General features: G+C 42.5%; 15 protein-coding genes and 1 other annotated feature. Of the genes, 4 read left to right on the top strand and 11 right to left on the bottom strand.

Going from position 1 to position 15,098, the window contains the following annotated elements; all coding sequences use genetic code 11:
- The first annotated feature begins 368 nt into the window (after nt 1-368).
- Nucleotides 369-1,049 (top strand): TerC family protein, encoded by a 681-nt coding sequence (locus LRR81_RS12030; RefSeq protein ID WP_231789619.1) that lies wholly within the window; start codon nt 369-371, stop codon nt 1,047-1,049.
- Between the two features lie 346 nt (nt 1,050-1,395).
- Here the strand turns inward: LRR81_RS12030 and spxA are convergent, their stop codons facing one another.
- Nucleotides 1,396-1,791, bottom strand: coding sequence for a transcriptional regulator SpxA (gene spxA / locus LRR81_RS12025; RefSeq protein WP_231789618.1), 396 nt, complete (start codon nt 1,789-1,791; stop codon nt 1,396-1,398).
- A gap of 321 nt (nt 1,792-2,112) precedes the next feature.
- Nucleotides 2,113-2,694: a GNAT family N-acetyltransferase gene (locus LRR81_RS12020; RefSeq protein ID WP_231789617.1), complete on the bottom strand. Its 582-nt coding sequence runs from the start codon at nt 2,692-2,694 to the stop codon at nt 2,113-2,115.
- Nucleotides 2,695-2,811: 117 nt separating this feature from the next.
- On the opposite strand from LRR81_RS12020, the gene LRR81_RS12015 reads away from it, so the two are divergent.
- On the top strand, nt 2,812-2,991 hold the full coding sequence (locus LRR81_RS12015) for a hypothetical protein (protein ID WP_231789616.1): 180 nt from the start codon (nt 2,812-2,814) through the stop codon (nt 2,989-2,991).
- A gap of 30 nt (nt 2,992-3,021) precedes the next feature.
- Here the strand turns inward: LRR81_RS12015 and LRR81_RS12010 are convergent, their stop codons facing one another.
- The 7 genes from LRR81_RS12010 to LRR81_RS11980 all read right to left on the bottom strand — a co-directional run bounded on the left by LRR81_RS12010 (nt 3,022) and on the right by LRR81_RS11980 (nt 10,880).
- Nucleotides 3,022-3,585, bottom strand: a complete 564-nt coding sequence (locus tag LRR81_RS12010; protein ID WP_231789615.1) for a cysteine dioxygenase — start codon at nt 3,583-3,585, stop codon at nt 3,022-3,024.
- Between the two features lie 97 nt (nt 3,586-3,682).
- The gene (locus LRR81_RS12005) at nt 3,683-4,831 is read right to left on the bottom strand and encodes a putative glycoside hydrolase (RefSeq protein ID WP_231789735.1); all 1,149 of its coding nucleotides are present in this window, start codon (nt 4,829-4,831) and stop codon (nt 3,683-3,685) included.
- A gap of 241 nt (nt 4,832-5,072) precedes the next feature.
- Complete coding sequence (locus LRR81_RS12000) at nt 5,073-6,020, bottom strand: ABC transporter ATP-binding protein (protein ID WP_231789614.1); 948 nt, start codon at nt 6,018-6,020, stop codon at nt 5,073-5,075.
- A complete protein-coding gene (locus LRR81_RS11995) occupies nt 6,013-7,065 on the bottom strand; it encodes an ABC transporter ATP-binding protein (protein WP_231789613.1) in 1,053 nt (350 codons plus the stop codon). The genes LRR81_RS12000 and LRR81_RS11995 overlap by 8 nt, the downstream gene beginning before the upstream one ends.
- Before the next feature lie 17 nt (nt 7,066-7,082).
- On the bottom strand, nt 7,083-8,117 hold the full coding sequence (gene opp3C, locus LRR81_RS11990; RefSeq protein WP_231789612.1) for an oligopeptide ABC transporter permease: 1,035 nt from the start codon (nt 8,115-8,117) through the stop codon (nt 7,083-7,085).
- The gene (opp3b, locus tag LRR81_RS11985; protein WP_231789611.1) at nt 8,114-9,046 is read right to left on the bottom strand and encodes an oligopeptide ABC transporter permease; all 933 of its coding nucleotides are present in this window, start codon (nt 9,044-9,046) and stop codon (nt 8,114-8,116) included. The genes opp3C and opp3b overlap by 4 nt, the downstream gene beginning before the upstream one ends.
- Nucleotides 9,047-9,182: 136 nt before the next feature.
- Entirely contained in the window at nt 9,183-10,880 is a 1,698-nt protein-coding gene (locus LRR81_RS11980; protein ID WP_231789610.1) for a peptide ABC transporter substrate-binding protein, read from the bottom strand.
- A gap of 411 nt (nt 10,881-11,291) precedes the next feature.
- Here LRR81_RS11980 and LRR81_RS11975 point away from each other — a divergent pair, with 411 nt between their 5' ends.
- Nucleotides 11,292-11,645: a DUF3899 domain-containing protein gene (locus LRR81_RS11975; protein WP_231789609.1), complete on the top strand. Its 354-nt coding sequence runs from the start codon at nt 11,292-11,294 to the stop codon at nt 11,643-11,645.
- A gap of 47 nt (nt 11,646-11,692) precedes the next feature.
- Nucleotides 11,693-11,909 (top strand) — a binding site (T-box leader).
- A gap of 53 nt (nt 11,910-11,962) precedes the next feature.
- Nucleotides 11,963-12,955 carry a tryptophan--tRNA ligase gene (trpS, locus tag LRR81_RS11970; protein ID WP_231789734.1) on the top strand — a complete coding sequence of 331 codons (993 nt, stop codon included), beginning with the start codon at nt 11,963-11,965 and terminating at the stop codon, nt 12,953-12,955.
- 410 nt (nt 12,956-13,365) lie between these two features.
- Here the strand turns inward: trpS and LRR81_RS11965 are convergent, their stop codons facing one another.
- A complete protein-coding gene (locus LRR81_RS11965; protein WP_231789608.1) occupies nt 13,366-14,115 on the bottom strand; it encodes a YjbA family protein in 750 nt (249 codons plus the stop codon).
- Nucleotides 14,116-14,226: 111 nt separating this feature from the next.
- Nucleotides 14,227-15,003 carry a DUF2268 domain-containing protein gene (locus tag LRR81_RS11960; protein WP_231789607.1) on the bottom strand — a complete coding sequence of 259 codons (777 nt, stop codon included), beginning with the start codon at nt 15,001-15,003 and terminating at the stop codon, nt 14,227-14,229.
- Nucleotides 15,004-15,098: the final 95 nt, after the last annotated feature.

The raw sequence follows: 15,098 nt of genomic DNA, 5'->3' as shown, positions 1-15,098 counted from the left end.
GTCATTGTTGAAGGGACAACTAAACCCCCGTATAAGTGCGCTTTCCTACACTTTACCCAATATCAGCTGTCTTTAACCGCAAGCGCTTTTACTTGAGCACAGCCAGGCTTTCTCTTTTAGCAAGTGCAATCCGGCAAGCATTTAAGGCATTTCTTGCTTAAGAAAATCTTGTACTCCTATTTTATGATAAAAAGCTTCCAAATGAAATAAAAAAACCTGGGAAATTCAGAAAACAGTTATAAACCCATTCAGCAGTCATATTTCACATCATCTTACATATATTTTGTACATGCACCAGGGGCCTGATTCAGGCTGTTCATTCACACAAAAAAGGTATCCTCCAAAAACGCTGGAAAAGAGGGTCGCACATGGAGCAGGAGTTTTTGCTGTCACTCGCCATGATTATTGGAATTGACTTAATACTTGGAGGGGATAACGCAATTGTCATTGCCATGGCAAGCCGCAACTTGCCTGAAGATAAAAGAAACAAGGCCATCATCTGGGGAACCGTGATTGCCATTGTTCTCAGGGCTGCCCTGACTACAGGAGCGGTTTATCTCCTTCGCATCCCATATGTTCAACTGGCAGGCGGTCTTTTTCTCCTGCATATTGCCTTTCAGCTCATTGCAGGCAAGGCAGACAGCGGCGGCAAGATTGAAAGCCATCCTTCTTTATGGAAAGCAGTCAGAACCATTGTGGCAGCGGACGTACTCATGGGGCTGGACAACGTGATAGCTGTTGCCGGTGTCGCTAATGGCCATGCCGGACTCGTCATCATCGGCTTGTTTTTTTCCATTCCCATTATTATCTGGGGCAGCCGCTTTATCTTAAAGCTGATTGATGCCTTTCCTGCTCTTATCTATGCGGGAGGGGCAATGCTCGCCTTCACTGCTGGAAAAATGATCTCTCATGAAGATCAGCTTCAGACCTTTTTCTTTCATCACCCTTCTTTTATAGAAGGTGTACCGTATTTTGCCTCCCTTGTGATTGTCCTCGGAGGCCTGCTTCATAGGTTTTGGCCGGTGGGCAGAAAAAGACCTGTAAAATAAGAAAAGCGCAATCCGCTCGTTCAGCCCCGACAAGCATAAGACGATCAGCCGGGGAAAGGCGGTTTTTCCTTTCCCTGGCTGAGCGGCTTATGACCTCGAGGGGCTAGCGGCTGGAGCTGGACAAAGAAAAGCGGAAGCGCCTGTTCAGCCCCGACAAGCACTGGAGGAAAATCCCGAAAAGTCCGGTCTTAGACTTTTTGGGATTTCCCGAAGTGACTCAGATCGGGCTAGGCGCTGGAGCTGGACAAATCAACTTCTAAAAACTACCTGTCTAAGAATATTTATCCACTCTGATAAAATAAGAAAAGGCTGGCCATAAAGGCCAGCCTTCTGTATCGCAGAATGATTAGTTAACCATCCGCTGTGCTTCACGAAGCTGATAAGTGCGTACTTTTCTTGGAAGGAAGCGGCGGATTTCATCTTCATTGTATCCAACTTGCAGGCGCTTCTCATCAATCATAATGGGACGGCGCAATAAGCCAGGATAGTCATGAATCAGCTGATATAGATCCTGCAAAGGCATCGTTTCAACATTCACGTTCAGCTTTTGGAAGATTTTAGAACGAGTTGAGATGATTTCATCTGTACCGTCTTCTGTCATCCTTAAAATTTCTTTGATTTCATCAATGCTCAATGATTCAGCCATGATGTTTCTTTCTGTATAAGGAATCTCATGCTCCTCGAGCCATGCTTTTGCTTTGCGGCATGAAGTACAGCTTGGTGATGTATATAAAGTTACCATAGTTCTTCACTCCTCCATTTATTGAATGAGAGAATCATTTGCTATCTAGATAAAAATTACTTTAAAGAAGGAATCTATATTATGCATTATACTATAAAAAAGTAAGTATGCATATGTTTTTTTAGCAAATTCCGTTCTGCTAATAAAATCTTTTCAGTTCAGATGGCATAAACCCTAATGTATCAAAGGATTTATTTATATTGGAGGACATGTTAGCAAATGCTGCCTATTAGGCGCCAAAACATTTCAGTGATGATTTCCCTTCTGGAATCTACGGACAATTTTATATACTTTAAAGGCAGTATGCTGTTAAATTCTCAATTAGTTCAATTCATCGAAAATAGATGCTTCTTCTTTTTCTTTCTTTTCGTATTCGAGCACCTCATGAACTTCTTCATAAGACTCGCCGTACCAATCCACATCACGGTATGTATGGATCAGCTCATACGTTCTTTTCATTGCATTATAGATGTCTTCTTCTGAACGGTCTTCAGGAGACCAGTATAGAATTTCCATCTGGTTGATTTTATTTGTAGCAAGGGACCGGCGCTTATATCCAATCGACTGGGCATGATGGAAGCCCTGACGCTGATAAAAACGAAGGCGTTTTGCCGTATCTTCGTCACCTTCATCAATTGGCTCAACTTCTAAAATAATCGGTTTGCCTTTTTCTTTCAGCTTCTTGATGAGCTTGCCTCCGAGGCCTTGCCCTCTCGAATCTTTGGAAACATATAAATAGTCAACAAAGACAAAGTCTTCGAGCTCAGCATACATGAGTACATGATGTTCGCCTTCATCTTTAAAATAGATATCGCTTTTTTCCTTTAAAAGAGCTTCAATATGCTCTCTTGATTTCATTTCTTCAACTGGAAAGTAACGGCTTAATTTTTCATACCAATTCATATCGTTCTCCTATAATCCTTTATTTTCGCTGTCTTGTATTTTTAAATTACCCTCTTTTTATCCTGATAAACATTGAGTAAAATGAAGTTACAATACATTCAGGGAGTGGTTAAGAGAATGATTCAATACGCGATTGATTTTATTCTGGTTTCCGGACTTGTGATCGGCATGACAGCTATGATGGGTGTTTTTGCAAACGGTGCAGGGCAATTTATTTTCCGGGGAAAAAAGCAGTCAGAAAGCGTCAGCCGTTCACTCAGCATTCAAAGCGGCTGGAACAAAATTAAAAGGGATTAATGGTATTACGGTTTAAATCCTCTGGAGGTTTCAAGAAAAAAGGTTCATTTTTATCTCTTTTACGATTTGCCTTTGCTCCTCAGGCCACCAGGCGCCGCATTCTTCCGATACAATACAGGCGGCGCATTTTTCAAGATCATATACCTTCATGCCGGTAATTGGAGGGGAATACAAATGAAGCGTAATCAGCCTTTTGCTGCCGGCAGCCCCCATTTTATGGATCATTCTTTTCGGGGCATAAAAGACGCGCCCTTCAGGTTCAATCTTTACTGCGTGAGTCACAGGCATACCGTTTTTTCCAGTTTTATAAATGGTGTGGCTTGAACTGCCTCCAGCGACCTGAATCCAGCCGGCAGAGCTTCCGTGGTCATGAGGCGCACAATCCATCTCACTTGACCACTTCATGGCAATCAGCTCGATCTCGTCATTTTTATACAGGATCGTTCTTGTATAAGGACGCCCATTATCTTCCGGCAAAATCTCCGCCAAATCCTCTTTCTTGATCTTCAAACTAATCAATGCCGCCTTCATCTCAGAAGCACTGGGCTGCTTCAGGTCCCCCAGCAGGGATTCCAGCCGTTCACGAAAAATCATGTTTATCTCCTCCTTCATCTGCCTACTCTAAGCATATTAATGAGACAAGATGTGAAGAAGGAGGAAAAAAAGCAGAAAGAGCAGCTGGCCTTTGCCCCTATTTTTTCAGCGGAGTATAATCTACCCCCTCAGTGTAGCTGTTGCCTGCATCCCATAACAGGAACTCATTTATACCCTGCTCATTCAATGCCTTGATCTGAGCCTCGACTTCAGCTTTTCCATACGGCTTGTAGTTGCCGCTGCCAAGATAAGATGCTGTAAAATCCTGGATCCATGGTCTTGAGACCGGCCTTGTTTTCAAGGTATCCAGCCGTTCCTTTTCGAGCTTCGCATAGGCTGACACGAGCTTATATGGCTCAAGGTCAGGTTTTTTTATGCCGAAATACGGCGTCCAGTGGCTTGGATAAATCATCGCTGAGATCACATCTACCTGATCTGCGATCTTCGTGAAGTTCTGCCCAATTCCAGGAGCCTCAGGCAATGTTGCCGCATAACCGAAGATATCAACTGACACTTTTACCCCATAGGGCTTTAAATGGGTTTTGGCATAGTTTACAAAATCGGTTACTGCTGTAACACGTTTTTGAACATTATCCTGCTGGACATCCTTATAATCGCCAAGGTTGTATTTTAGCTCTTTGTCCATATGTTCAAAGCCTTCCGGAAATCTCACGTAATCAAACTGAATTTCTTTAAAGCCCATTTTTGCAGCTTCTTTGGCAACATCAGTATTGTACTTCCATACTTCCTTTTCAAATGGACTGACAAATGAATCGCCTCTCCCATTTTTCCAAGGCTCGCTCCCTTTTAAAAACGACCACTCGGGTTTCATGCTGGCAAGGACTGTATCCTTAAAAACAACCACTCTCGCTATTGGATAAATCTTATGCTGTTCAAGGACCTTCAGCATGGCTTTCGGGTCTTTTATGTAATTTTTGCTGATATCATAAAATGGTGAACTTTTGTCAGGATGAAAGGTTAAATTTCCTCTGTCATCCTTCACATCAATTACCATGGCATTCAGTTCTGTTTCGTCCATCATTTTGACAAGCCTTTTAAAGCGTTCTCCGCCGGCTGAATTTCCAGTTACATATATTCCCCGCACAGCATCTGGATAAGGAATATTCAGGCTTGTCTCATTAAATCTCGGCATATTCTCGGGAATTTCTTTTTTAATTAACTCAACCCTATTCGCTGAAAGAATCTGTTCCTGTTCAGCAGCTTCTGCCGGGATAGAAATGGCCATCCCCGCAATACCGCTGATCAGCAGCAATCTTCCTGCTGTTTTCCACCGTTTCAATCTTCATTCCCCCATCTCCATTCACGTCTTCTGTTTCATCTTTATTATAAAAGCAGAAATTGATATTTAATAGGTGAAATGGTAGCATCTGCCTTCAGCAGGCAAAATAATTTTAAATACCTATAAGGCAGGATAAAGCAAGAAAGCATCCTTCCAAACGTTAGGAAGGATGCTTTCTGAAGATGGATTATAAAACACTTAAAGACTCTTTTTGATATTTTTCAAATTCTTCCTGTGAGCACATGACAAAGTGTCCAGGCTTTACTTCTCTGAATTCCATTTCCTCTCCAGGCTGAAGCTTATGCTTAGAAGGGTCATAGACTTTACGGATGCGTGTTTTTTCGTAATCCGGATCTGGCAGCGGAATGGCTGACAGCAGGGATTGTGTATAAGGATGGATTGGATTCTTATACAATTCATCAGCTGGCGCCAATTCAACAAGACGGCCAAAATACATAACGCCGATACGGTCGCTGATGTATTTAACCATTGAAAGGTCATGAGCGATAAACAAATAGGTTAATCCTTTTTCCTTTTGAAGCTTTCTCAAAAGGTTGACAACCTGCGCCTGGATGGAAACATCCAATGCAGAAATCGGCTCATCCGCAATAATGAAGTCCGGATCAACAGCAAGTGCCCGGGCAATCCCAATCCGCTGGCGCTGCCCGCCGGAGAACTCATGCGGATAGCGATTCGCGTGCTCGCGGTTCAAACCAACTGTTTCAAGCAGCTCATATACGCGGTTCATTCGATCCTGCGGAGTCTTTACCAGGCCGTGAATATCAATGCCTTCTGAAATAATCTGAGAAATCTTCATTCTCGGATTCAAGGAAGCATATGGATCCTGGAAGATCATCTGCATTTTGCGGTTTAAGGATTTTAATTCCGTTTTGGACTTTTTGCCGTGAACATTTTCACCGTTGAAAATAACCTGGCCGTCAGTCGCATCATACAAGCGGATAATGGTTCTGCCTGTTGTAGACTTTCCGCAGCCGGACTCTCCTACAAGACCAAGCGTTTCTCCTCTGTAAATATCAAAGGAGACATTATCGATCGCTCTGACTTCGTTCGGCTTGCCCATATTAAAGTATTGCTTTAAGTTTTTCACTTCAAGAAGTTTATCCTGTTTAGACATTTACGTTGCCCTCCTTGCTCGCAGGAAACTGGCGCATTCTCTTTTTCACAGCTTCCGGCGGGTCTACTCTAGGCGCGTCCTTATGATAAAGCCAGGAAGCAACATAATGAGTATCTGAAATTTGGAAGAAAGGCGGCTGCTCTTCCAAATCAATGTTCAATACGAAAGGATTTCTTGCTGCAAAAGCATCTCCCTTTGGAGGATTCAGCAGATCTGGCGGTGTGCCGGGAATGGAAAACAATTCAGTATCTGCTGTATCAAGGTCAGGCATGGAGCTAATCAATCCCCAAGTATAAGGATGCTTTGGATTATAGAAAATTTCATCAGCTGTCCCGATTTCAACAATTTTCCCGCCATACATAACGGCCACACGGTCAGCTACGTTTGCTACAACACCAAGATCATGTGTAATGAAAATGATGGACGTATCAATTTTTTTCTGCAAATCTTTCATCAATTCTAGAATCTGTGCCTGAATGGTTACATCAAGAGCTGTTGTCGGTTCATCCGCAATCAAAACCTTTGGATTGCAGGCAAGCGCAATGGCGATAACCACCCTTTGTCTCATACCGCCTGAAAACTGGTGCGGATACTGTTTGAAGCGGGCTTCTGCCATTGGAATGCCAACAAGCTTCAGCAAGTCGATTGCACGGGCTCTCGCTTCTGATTTTGATAATTTTTGATGCTTGATAATCGGTTCCATAATCTGTTTTCCAACAGTCATCGTTGGGTTCAGCGAGGTCATCGGATCCTGGAAAATCATCGAAATATCTTTTCCGCGGATTTTTTGCATTTGCTGATCTTTCAGTTTTGTTAGATCTTTGCCGTCAAAAAGAATTTCCCCGCTTTTAATTTCGGAATTGCTCTCTGGAAGCAGGCGCATAATTGACTTAGTTGTAACTGATTTTCCTGAACCTGATTCCCCAACGATCGCAAGCGTCTCACCTTTAAATAAATCAAAGCTTACACCCCTGATCGCTTGTACTTCACCGCCGAACGTATGAAACGAGATATTAAGATCTTTCACTTCTAGTATTTTTTCCATTAAGGTTCACCTGCCTATTAATCACGCATTTTAGGATCAAGAGCATCTCGCAAGCCATCTGAGATTAGGTTGAATGTTACCATCAAAAGAGAGATGACAATTGCTGGAATAACCATTTGATAAGGATATGCCTGCATTTGATGATAGCCATCACTGATTAAGGTACCAAGAGAAGCCTTTGGATCACTTAGCCCCAAACCGATAAAGCTTAAAAATGCTTCAAAAAAGATCGCGTTTGGAATAGAAAACATCGTATTGATAATAATGACGCCAAACATGTTTGGAATCATATGCCTAAAAATAATTTTGCCATTGCTTGCTCCGAGAGTTCTAGCTGCAAGGACAAATTCCTGATTTTTCATTTTCAGGACACCGGCACGTACAACCCTTGCCATACTAACCCAGCCAGTAATTGTCAGGGCCACGATGATCGGGATGATCCCTGGCTTTAGAACGAGAATCATTAGGATTACGACAATCAGGTTCGGAATACCCACAAGGATTTCGATAATCCTTTGCATAATGGCGTCCGTTTTGCCTCCTACATAGCCAGATATGGCACCGTAGGCTACCCCGATAATCATATCTACTAAAGCTGCAATTAAGGCAATCAGCAATGACAGCTGTGTTCCTTTCCATACTCTTGCAAACTGGTCTCTTCCTAATATATCAGTACCAAACCAGTAATATCTGTCCTTTGCCTTTTTAACTTCATACTGGTCTACCTTTTGTCCATTAAAACGGTTTGTTGTTACTCCTGTGAATGGAAGCCAGGAAATGTTTTCAAGCCCTTGAATTCTTGGAGGAAGGTTATTAAAGCTCGAATCTTGTTTATCATATTTGTATGGTGTCAGCAGCGGGCCAACGAATGCCATTATCACTAATAGTGCCAGGATAACTAAGCTGACGATTGCTGCTTTGTTTTTCCGGATTCGAAGCCATGCATCCTGCCAGTAATTCAGACTAGGCTTTTCAATTTTTTCACTTTTGGAAGTATCAACATGGGCAGGTTCGAACATACCGTTTGGAAATTTCTTTTCAGTGTTTATCATGATTTGCTGCCTCCTGAAACACGGATACGCGGGTCAATAACTCCGTATAAAATATCTACCACAAGTGTAATGACAACAAAGAGGAAGGCAAACAGGATGGTTGTTCCCATAATAACGGAATAATCATTGATTACGATAGAATTAACAAACTGGTTGCCGATGCCCGGTATACCAAAAATATTCTCAATAACAAGGGAGCCTGTCATCAAGCTGACAGCGAGTGGCCCCAGGACTGTAATAACCGGAATCATGGCATTTCTTACCGCATGTTTAAATGAGATTTGAAACGGGCTTGCACCCTTAGCTTTTGCCAGAGTAATATAATCAGAATTTAATACATCAATCATTTCTGTCCTTGTAAAACGTGCTGCAATTGAAATCGGGAACATAGCAAGTGCGATTGTCGGCAGGATGCTATATTCCGGGCCATGCCAGGACCTAACAGGCAGCCAATGAAGCTTTACTGAAATGAAATACTGAAGCAGTGCCGCAAAAACAAATGACGGAATCGATTTTCCGATTACAGCTAACAATGTAGAACCGTAATCAATCCAGGTATTCTGTTTTAACGCTGCAAAAATACCGAGAAGTATGCCGATGATGGAACCAAAAACCATGGCCTGGAACCCAAGCGTTGCGGAAGCCGATATACCACTCTGTAAAATTGTTTTAACAGGAGTATTGCTGAATTTAAAGGACACACCCAGGTCACCTTTTAAAAGGCTGCCCATGTATTGCAGGTATTGGACAGGCAGCGGCTTGTCCAGTCCATATTTTTCTTTCATAATCTGAAGCTGATCCGGTGATAATTTTTCAGCAGAGCTGAACGGAGTTCCAGGCACAATTTTCATGAGGAAAAATGTGAGTGAAACAATAACAAACAGGGTAACAATCATGTATAAAATTCTTTGAAGTATATACTTTGTCATGGTGGATTACACCTCCTAAATAAATCCAAAAAAGGTACTAAATTCGACAATTGTTTTACAGGTAAAAAGAGAGTATAAAGATATACTCTCTTCTATTGTCAAACAATAGCCTTTTACCTGTTATTTTGTTAATTGATTATTCGCCTTCGATCGTTGTCCATTGGAAGCTGTATTCGCCGCCAAGGTCATGGTGGACAAGGCCTTTAATCTTAGGCTTTTGCAATGTGTTCAAAGCACGCTGATAGATTGGTGCAAGTGCTGCATCATCTTCAAGCAGTTTCTTTTCTGCATCTTGAAGAGTCTTCCAGCGGTGAGCTGCATCACCATCTTTGTCAGCGGCAGCAATCATTTTGTCATACTCTGGATCAGAGAAGTCCATATGATTCTGTTCGCCGCCAGTTACCCAAAGGTCAAGGTATGTCATAGGGTCATTGTAGTCAGGTCCCCATCCGCCCATCAGCAAGTCATAGTCTTGCTTGTTTTCGCGGTCTAGACGGATTTTGAAAGGTACGCTTTCGATGTTAACTTTCAAACCAGGAAGTGTTTTTTCAAGCTGGTCCTTAATGAAAGAGTCAGTGATTTTTGATGTTTCAGTATCTTGTCCAACATATGTTACAGAAACGCTAGATTTTCCAAGTTCTTTCAAGCCTTGCTTCCAAAGCTTTGTAGCTTCTTCTTTATTCGTTTTCAGGTAAGATCCGCCTTCACGGAAGTCCTTGCCGTCTTCACTTTTAATCCATTCTGCTGGAACAATGTAGTCTGCTGGAACAGAACCATTTGCAAGAACGTTTTTAGTTAGCGCTTCTTTATCCACAGCCATTGCTACAGCTTTACGGATGTTCAAGTTTTTGAAGATAGGGTTTTTCTCATTCATTTTCAGCCACCATACAGACGGCTCAAGGTAGCGCTGCAAGTCAGGAGATCCTTCAAATTGAGAGATGATAGAAGCTTGTGCTAGCTTTCCAGTCAAGTCTGCTTCGCCTGCATTGTATGCATTAACAGAAGCTTGAGGATCTTTTGAAACTGAGAATGATACTTTATCAAGCTTTACATTTTTTGCATCCCAGTAAGTATCGTTCTTCGTCATGCCCCACTCTGTATCTTGCGGGCCATCCCAGTCAGTCAGTTTGAAAGGACCGTTATAAACGAGAGTTTTATCATTTGTAGCAAAGTTTTTGCCTTGAGATTCAACATATTTTTTATTCTGAGGATAGAACGTTTGGAAAGCCATTAATGATTCGAAGTAAGGAATCGGTTTAACGAAAGTGATTTTCAATGTATGATCGTCAAGAGCTTTAATTCCAAGCTCGTCCGGCTTTGCTTTTTTCGCATACACTTTGTCAGCATTTAATACTTTGCCGATCATCATGTAAGGTCCGTATGGAGAAGCAGTAGCTGGATCCAATGAACGCTGCCATGCATACACGAAGTCGTTTGCAGTGACAGGGTCACCGTTTGACCATTTTGCATCTGGATTAAGTTTAATAGTAAACTCAGTGTCTTTTCCGTTGTTTTCTGCAGGACCTGCAGCAACACCTGGAACAGGCTTTTGATCTTTATCTAAACGATATAGACCTTCATTTGTGTTGTTCAGCATTGTGAATGTCATTTGGTCTTCACCCATGACGCTGTCCATACCTGGAATTTCAGATGTTTCCAATACTTTTAATTCTTGCGGCACGTTTGGTTTAGCATCTGTTCCACTCGTGTTGCCCCCGCCATCTTCTTTAGGTTGACCTTCTGTCTTATTCCCTCCGCCGCCGTAACATGCAGATAAGAATAAGCTAAGAACTAGTACTAAACCTAAGATCAGAGAAAATTTAGACTTTTTCACCTACTTGACCCCCCTGTAATTTTTCTGAGAATTCTTACAAGGACTATTATACAATTTTTTGAATAATTGTACATGTATTTTTTTAAGAAAGTTTACAAAAATGCAATAAAACAGAGAATTCAGGCCTAAAAAATAGTTCTTTTTACCCATATTTTCAACATCATTTATCACCCTCTATATGGCATATAACCACCTCTTGCCCTACTTCCAGTTGATTGTAAATTGTTTTTAAACGGATCGTAAAATTCTTAATATGTGAAATATGCACATTCTATAAATGACGAAAAAGTAGGAAAATTCACTCACTCTCTATTTTCCCTCAATAATGATTTACTATTGAAATATTATGGGGATGTTAGTAAAATCCTTTCATATACACTAAAACCGCATTCAGTAAGCGAGGTACCTCTATTGAAAAAAACGATCCTCCTATTTTTCATTTCTTTTGCCGTATCTGTCATCCTTTGTTTTATTGTTTACCATAGTTTCGATCTGCTGGCCTTTATCAATATGAGCTTTCTCGTCAGCTTTTTCCTCCTTCTCTCCGGGCTGTTCCTTTATGTGACTCAGGAAGGCTTTTTTGACTCCATAACCTATGGATTCCGCCGCGTTTTCCAGTCAAAAGGAAGCGAGCTCTCAAAAGAAGAAGTGGATGAAATGGCCCCGCTGTCAGAGCTTGTCAGCCTGAACCTCAAGCCTCTTTTCCTTTCAGGAGCAGGTCTTGCAGCTGTTATGGCCGTTTGTCTTCTCATTTATTATGTGTGACGCCTATTGCAGATTGCCTGCAGATTCTTTATAATAAAAAAAACTTATATTGTGCGATGAAAAGAAGAGTACACGGAATCCCTCATTTACAGAGAGCCTGCAATTGCTGGAATGCAGGCAATGAGCACCGTGGAATGGGCTTTGAGCTTGTTTTCCTGAACGTTTGCATTATTAGGGGAAACCGTGTTGTTTGACGTTATAAAACAGAAAGTGGCTCTTAGTTTAGAGCAATTAGGGTGGTACCGCGGTTCATTCGTCCCTGCATACAGCAGGAATGAATGGGCCTTTTTATATTCCAACAGACTTTTAGGAGTGAAATTATGAAGACAATATTTTCAGGCATACAGCCGAGCGGTTCGGTCACACTCGGAAATTATATCGGAGCGATGAAGCAGTTTATTGAACTGCAGCATGATTATCATTGCTACTTTTGTGTGGTGGATCAGCATGCCATTACCTCTCCGCAGGACCGGCTTGCTCTCCGCCATAACTCCCGCAGCCTTGCCGCCTTGTATCTAGCCATTGGCATTGACCCTGAGAAAGCGACCCTCTTTATTCAATCAGAGGTGCCGGCACATGCCCAGGCAGGCTGGATGATGCAGTGCATTTCCTACATTGGAGAATTGGAACGGATGACACAGTTCAAGGATAAATCCGCCGGAAGAGAAGCGGTCTCCTCTGGTTTGCTGACTTATCCTCCGCTAATGGCGGCTGACATCCTGCTTTACGGTACAGATCTTGTTCCAGTTGGAGAAGACCAAAAGCAGCATATTGAACTGACAAGAGACCTTGCTGAACGCTTTAATAAGAAATACAACAATATCTTCACCATTCCGGAGATCAGGGTTCCGAAAATTGGAGCAAGAATCATGTCCCTGGCAGAACCAACCAGAAAAATGAGCAAATCTGATCCAAATCCAAAATCGTTTATCACCATTCTTGATGATCCAAAAACGATTGAGAAAAAGATCAAGAGCGCTGTGACAGATTCAGAGGGCACCATCCGGTATGACAAAGAAAACAGACCCGGCATTTCAAACCTTTTATCCATTTATTCTATTTTTACCGGCGAAACAATGGAAGAACTGGAAGCCAAATATGAAGAAAAAGGCTATGGAGATTTTAAAGCCGATCTTGCCGGGGTCGTTATCAATGAGCTGTCTCCTATTCAGGAAAGGTATTATGAGCTGATGGAATCCGATGAGCTTGACAGAATTTTGGATGAAGGAGCTGAAAGAGCCAATCGCGCAGCGGGCAAAATGCTGAAGAAGATGGAAAATGCGATGGGGCTTGGCAGGAAGAGAAAGTAAATGGGAAACCCAGGCGGAGTGGACTCGCCTGGGTTTTTTATGTTTTTTCATGGTTTAGGGAGGGCGTTGGGGTCTCTGTCCCCCAATATTGTAGGGACCTGGCCCCCAGTGTGCTAACAGAGTAAAGAGCTGTCCCTGCAATCTTCAGACCTGGAGCCGCTTAGTGTTTAGGGTTGCTATTCCTGTCCCCTTTTGCTTTAAAGCATAAAAGGCCAGGTACCGCTTGCCTGGTACCTGGCCCTTTATCCTTTAGAGAGCGAAAGACCTGTCCCCGTTTATCGAACACTTTGTCACTAAAGAGATTTCCACACGTTCCCCCTGGCCCCTGCTGCTTTAACGCAGCGGGGGCCAGGCCACTCCCTATATTGGGGACAGAGACTTCCCATCCCCCATGCTTGTCCGCCTCAACATCAATTCACCTTAGGCTGATGCTCCATTTCCCACAGTCTCTCAAAGAAAGGCTGTCCTTTTACAAGGTGTTCACAGAGCGCAACGTGCTTCGGCGACCAGCCGTAAAGTGTTTCGTTGTAAAGCATCTGCCAGATTTCATCAAAGTCCAATGATTGGATATCGTGGTATTTTGCTGGATTCCATTCTGTGTACCAGTATTTGAGCGCTGCTGCATTTTTTGATGTCAGAAGCTGGTCAAGCGCCATGAATAGCAGCTGTTTCAACTGTCTTTCTTTTCTGGTAAGCCCTCTCATATAGAGCGGCGAGAGTGAAAGAATATGGTGTTCTTTCTCCTCGTGGAACGGGTTTTTAAATGGGTATGCTTCCGGTTCAATATCTTTCACCATGTCATAGACAAGCTGCTCCTGCCTTGGGATAATGCGGCTTTTTCTGACTGGTATGGTGTAGCTGATTGTGTCTACTGCTAAGATTCCCTGGCCGTCCGTAATCACAAAGCAATATTCCAGTTGAATTCTTTCATGATTTTTTCTTATATATGCTTTTTGATGAACATCTTTAAGCAAGCTTTGCGGCAGTTCAGCCAAATCATTCTCGATGTAGTCAAACAGAAGATGGTCAACTTTGAGCAGCGGTACTTGATCGAGCAGCTCCACGCTGTCATCTTTCCGCCATTCATGAAAATCGCAGACATTGTATCCATTCTCTTCACCTTCGAACCAATTTACCCAAACATCATGAAGAAACAACATTTCTTTACCCCTCACTTTGCAGCCTTTTGTCAATCAGTATAGGCAGCGAGGTGAAAAATTATTCCAATTTACTCACATTATCCCTGTCTTTTCTTTTAGGCAGCTTGCTGTTTAAAACACAGCCCTGATAATCTGCTCTGCCGGCAATGAAAGCATATCCTTTGTTGTCAGGCTTTTAGAGGACATGTATTTTTTTACGGCATAATAGCCTGCTGCATAGCCAGTCATTGGCGGGTAAAATCCCTTGCCGTATAGAATTTTATGAAACTTCTGGTCTTTGGGGCGGATTTTTCTGTTCGGTTCAATGTGCTTGTTCCAGATTTGTTTGATTTGTTCTTCTGTATACAGCTTAGCCCATTTGGCTACAGGCTTTTCTCCGAGTGTTTCCCTGACTGCATTTTCAGCCATGCCTTCCAGGATAACGACGTCCTCGAGTGTGTAATCTTCTTCCCTTTTCGGATTTCGGGCAATCCGGCATACATGATGGTATTCGTGGATAAGCAGGGCTTTTCTGTCTGTCAGTCCCACTTCAGGGGTCAGGAATAAAAAGAGTTTGTCATTAAAGGCAAGTCCTGATTTTCCGCCATGGTCTTTTTTCAGCCTGCTGCTGGACATATCGCTCGGAAAGATAAAAATTGGCACGTCAGGTCCGTTCCAGAGCCTTTTTAGCTTTTCGCTTTCTGATTTAATAAATCCCCATGTGTTCTGCTGCTTTAATTCGCGGACAAGCTTTTCACAGTCTGATGAGCTTCTGTAAACTCCATGATTCAGCAGTTCGCTGAAAATGAGGTTTTCTTTCTGTCCCGGGAAATAAGGCTTCAGCTTTTTGCTGATTTTGCTGTGCTGAGAGCTCTCTTCAAGCCATTTATCAGTGGCAATCACACTCATCGTCTCACACCCTTTGTAATAGGATATGAGGGGTTTCTATAGCAAGTGTCTGCCCATGTGCAGAAAAATTCGGTTTTCATCCACAAAAAAATGCT

It is taken from the genome of Metabacillus kandeliae (assembly GCF_021166585.1).
Taxonomy (GTDB): Bacteria; Bacillota; Bacilli; order Bacillales; family Bacillaceae; genus Metabacillus_B; species Metabacillus_B kandeliae.
Note: the sequence above shows the minus strand (reverse complement) of the source record. Positions and strands in the feature narration are given on the sequence as shown.